This is a genomic window from Frankia sp. AgKG'84/4 (genome assembly GCF_023242965.2).
Taxonomy (GTDB): Bacteria; Actinomycetota; Actinomycetes; order Frankiales; family Frankiaceae; genus Frankia.
Map to the genome: position 1 here is coordinate 1 of NZ_JALKFU020000544.1, position 3681 is coordinate 3681.

The 3681-nt window shown below is 71.3% G+C and carries 4 protein-coding genes and 1 pseudogene; 2 read left to right on the top strand and 3 right to left on the bottom strand.

Annotated features, from left to right (window positions below):
* Nucleotides 1-270 (bottom strand): annotated as a pseudogene (locus MXD58_RS22870) (diacylglycerol/lipid kinase family protein); the annotation flags it as partial.
* Nucleotides 271-416: 146 nt separating this feature from the next.
* Between MXD58_RS22870 and MXD58_RS22875 the strand changes: the two are divergent.
* Nucleotides 417-1553 carry an FG-GAP repeat domain-containing protein gene (locus MXD58_RS22875; RefSeq protein WP_248839384.1) on the top strand — a complete coding sequence of 379 codons (1137 nt, stop codon included), beginning with the start codon at nucleotides 417-419 and terminating at the stop codon, nucleotides 1551-1553.
* A gap of 34 nt (nucleotides 1554-1587) precedes the next feature.
* On the opposite strand, the gene MXD58_RS22880 is transcribed toward MXD58_RS22875, so the two are convergent.
* Nucleotides 1588-1881, bottom strand: a complete 294-nt coding sequence (locus MXD58_RS22880) for a hypothetical protein (RefSeq protein ID WP_248839385.1) — start codon at nucleotides 1879-1881, stop codon at nucleotides 1588-1590.
* 178 nt (nucleotides 1882-2059) lie between these two features.
* On the opposite strand from MXD58_RS22880, the gene MXD58_RS22885 reads away from it, so the two are divergent.
* Nucleotides 2060-3175, top strand: a complete 1116-nt coding sequence (locus MXD58_RS22885) for an ABC transporter substrate-binding protein (RefSeq protein ID WP_248839386.1) — start codon at nucleotides 2060-2062, stop codon at nucleotides 3173-3175.
* Nucleotides 3176-3214: 39 nt separating this feature from the next.
* Here the strand turns inward: MXD58_RS22885 and MXD58_RS22890 are convergent.
* Nucleotides 3215-3681, bottom strand: a 467-nt coding sequence (locus MXD58_RS22890; RefSeq protein ID WP_250609898.1) for a helix-turn-helix transcriptional regulator, incomplete at its 5' end; no start/stop codon positions are given.

Genomic DNA, 3681 nt, shown 5'->3' on the forward strand with positions numbered 1-3681 from the left:
GATCAGACCCCCGAGCGCGCAGGCCGCGACGACAGCCGCGCCCAGCCGGCGCGGCCCCCGCCCGACCAGCGCCGTCCAGCCCGCGACCAACGCGACCGTCACGGCGACGACCGAGACCGGCAGGGCGATCGGCCGGTCGATCAACCGGACCACCAGCACGGCCACCATCGTGGCGAAGGCCACCAGAGCCGCCAGCGCCGCCGCCCGCCGGCACACGGACACCGGCGTTCCCGCGCACCGTTCCGCCCGCCGATCAGTCCAGAAACGCACGATCTGTCACCTTTCCGAGCGTCGGCCGCGATTTCGCGGCCTCTGGCGGTGATGCCCGTCAGCGCGCACTCCCACTCGACGACCCGACCAGGTTCCAGGGGTGTCGCTGCCGCCCACGGCGCATCGGCGGGCCACCATCAGGAGCCGTGGCACGACACCGCTACCTGCGCCTGAGCGTGCTGGCAGGACTGCCGCTGCCCGGGCTGATCGCCATGTCCACCCTGTCCTGGGCGGCGCCGACGCCCTTCCCGGTCGACTACCTCACCGGGCCCGGTCCGGTCGCGATGGCGACCGACGACCTGACCGGGGACGGCGTCGGTGACCTGGCCGTCGCCAACACCGGCAACAACACGCTGTCCGTGCTCCTCGGTCGGGGCGACGGAACGTTCCGACCGCCGATCATCTACCCCACCGGATCAGGTCCCTCCGGCGTGCGGGCCAAGGACCTCGACGGCGACGGCCGAATGGACCTGGCCGTGACGAACAGGTACGACGACACGGTCATGGTGCTGCTGGGCCGCGGCGACGGAAGGTTCCGACTCCCGGTGCCCTACCTCGCCGGTAGCGGGCCGGCGGGCCTGCGGGCGGAGGACCTCAGCGGGGACGACGTCCCGGATCTCGCGGTGAGCAACGGCTTCGACGGCACGATCTCGGTGCTGCTGGGCAACGGCGACGGCACCTTCCAGCCCGCCGTCCCATATGTCAGCGGGCCGAGCCCGTCGTCGCTGGGCGTCGGTGACTTCACCGGGGACGGCATCGCCGATCTGGCCGTCGCCAACACGGCGAACGGCACCGTCTCGGTGTTCCTGAGCAACGGCGACGGCACTCTGCGCGGCCCTGAGGTCTACGTCACCGGACCCGGGCCCTCCGGGGCGACGGTCGGGAAGCTCAACGGGGACGACACCAACGACCTGGTCGTCACCAACGCCGGGAACGGGACAGTCTCGGTGCTGCTGGGCAACGGTGACGGAACCTTCCAACCGCCGATCACCACCATCTCCGGTCCGGGCCCCACCGGGGTGGAGACCGGCGAGTTCAACGGCGACGGCAGGCGCGACGTGGCCGTCGCCAACCAGGGGAACGAGACCGTGTCCGTGCTGCTGGGCAACGGCGACGGCAGCCTTCAGTTGCCAAGGGTCTACATCGTCGGTCCGGGACCGTCCGCGGTGAAAGCCGGTGATTTCCGGGCCGACGGCGACGACCGCGACGACATCGCCGTCACGAACAGCCGCGGCGCCACGGTGTCCGTCCTGCTGAACAGCAGCGGCGACTGCCCACCCTGACCGCGAGCATGCCTGGCCGCGGCCAGGTGGGGACTCATTTCTTGACGATGATGCGTCCCGGCGGGGCGGGACGGGCCGCCAGGCCCTCGACGAGCAGGGTCAGGAGCCGGTCGTCGGCGGCGATGCTGCGCCCTGCCTGGAGCACGGAGGCGGGCAGGCCGTCGTAGCGCGCGCAGGACACGGCCAGCTCGCCGATCCAGCTGACCAGTGCCTGGCCGGGTTCGGGGGTGTCGCGCAGGTCGGCCGCCAGCGCGCACAGGGTGTCGAAACCGTCGCGCAGCAGTGCCTCCGGCAGCGCGTTGCCACGGTGATGACCCCGGCCCGCCACCGTGGCGTGGGTCGCACCTCTACGGTTACCTGCGCTGGCAGACGCAGGTGCTCGGTACGCTGACCCCGCTATCTGCTCGCGCAGATGCACCATCCAGCGGTATGCCTCCGGTCCGGCTGCCGCGCAGTGCGGGCGTGCGGTTGTTCTCGCGCGCCCTGTCGACGCGGAGGAAGCGCCGATGAGGCGAACTGCCGGACCGAGAATCTCCAAACGCGTCGCCGTGGTGGCGCTGGGCGTCGTCACGGCGCTGGTGGCCGCCGGCTGCGGTGGCTCGACGACGGCCGAAGGGAAGGCCGCGCCGACGTCGTCCGCGCCGCCGGTGACGCACACGGTGACTGACTCCACCGGCGCGGCGGTGACGGTGCCCGGCACGGTCAGCCGGATCGCCGACTCGTGGCCCGCGCACAACGAGGTCGTGCAGATGCTCGGCGGCGGCGACAAGATCGTCGCGACCGTGCTCACCCCGAAGTCGGTGCCCTGGCTCTACACGATCAACCCGGCGCTCGCCCAGGCGAAGACGGTGTTCACGACCACGACGGCGAACACCGAGGAGCTCCTGAACACCCATCCCGACGTGCTGTTCAACAACACGGGTACGCAGGACCAGGCGAAGACGACGAGCGCGGGCATCCCCACGCTCCAACTCGCCTTCCAGACGTTCGACGGACTGAAGAAGGTCGTCACCACGACCGCCGACGTGCTCGGACCGGAGGCCAGGACCCAGGCGCAGCGCTACAACACCTACCTCGACGCCAAGCTCGCGCAGGTCCGCGCGACGACCTCGAAGATCCCGGCGGACCAGCGGCCCAAGGTGCTGCACATCTACTCGTTGAACCCGCTGGTCGTCGACGGCACCAACAGCATCATCGACGAGTGGATCACCGCCGCCGGCGGCCGCAACGCCGCCCAGGTGAAGGGCAACGCCAAGCAGGTGACCCCCGAGGCCATCGCCAGCTGGAACCCCGATGTGATCATCCTCGCCAGCAGCGCGTTCGTCGGCAACGACACCGGGCAGCAGACGCTGGAGAAGCTGACCACCGACCCGTTCTGGAAGAACCAGCCGGCGGTCGTGAACCACCGCGCCTACGTCAACCCGACCGGCGGCTGGCACTGGGACCGCTACGGCATCGAGGAGGCCCTGCAGATCCAGTGGGCGGCGAAGACGCTGCATCCGGCGGCGTTCACGGACCTGAACATCGTCCAGGAGACCAGGAGCTTCTTCCGCGACTTCCTGCACTACAACCTGACCGACGCGCAGGCCACCAGGATCGTCGCCGCCCAGAACCCGAACTGACTTCCTGGTTCCGGCCCCGACCCCGATGCCGGGCGGTGCTCAGGCGAGGCCGAGTTCCTCGGCGCGCAGGGCGACGGCGCGGCGGGTCGGCAGGCCCAGCTTGGTGAGGACCGCGGACACGTGGTGGTCCGCGGTCTTCACCGAGATGTAGAGACGGGTGGCGATCTCGGCGTTGGTCAGCCCACGGGCGACGAGCTTGGCGACGTCGAGCTGACGGTTGGTCAGGCCCGCCGGGTTGGCCCGGGTGCTCGTGCGGGGCCGCCGGGGAAGCTGGGTGATGCCATCGCGGCGCGCGATGGCCCGCTGTCGGTCGGCGGTGCCGGTCGCGCCGAGCTGGTCCAGCAGCTCCACACCGCGCGCCCGCTGGGCGGGGTCGGGGCAGTCGCACAGCGCCATCGCTTCGGCGAAGGGCTCGCCGGCGCGGCGCCACCACGACGCGGCGTCGACGTGCTCGCCGGCGAGGCTGAGCCGGAACGGCGGCGCGACCTCGCCAGACGCCCGGGCGC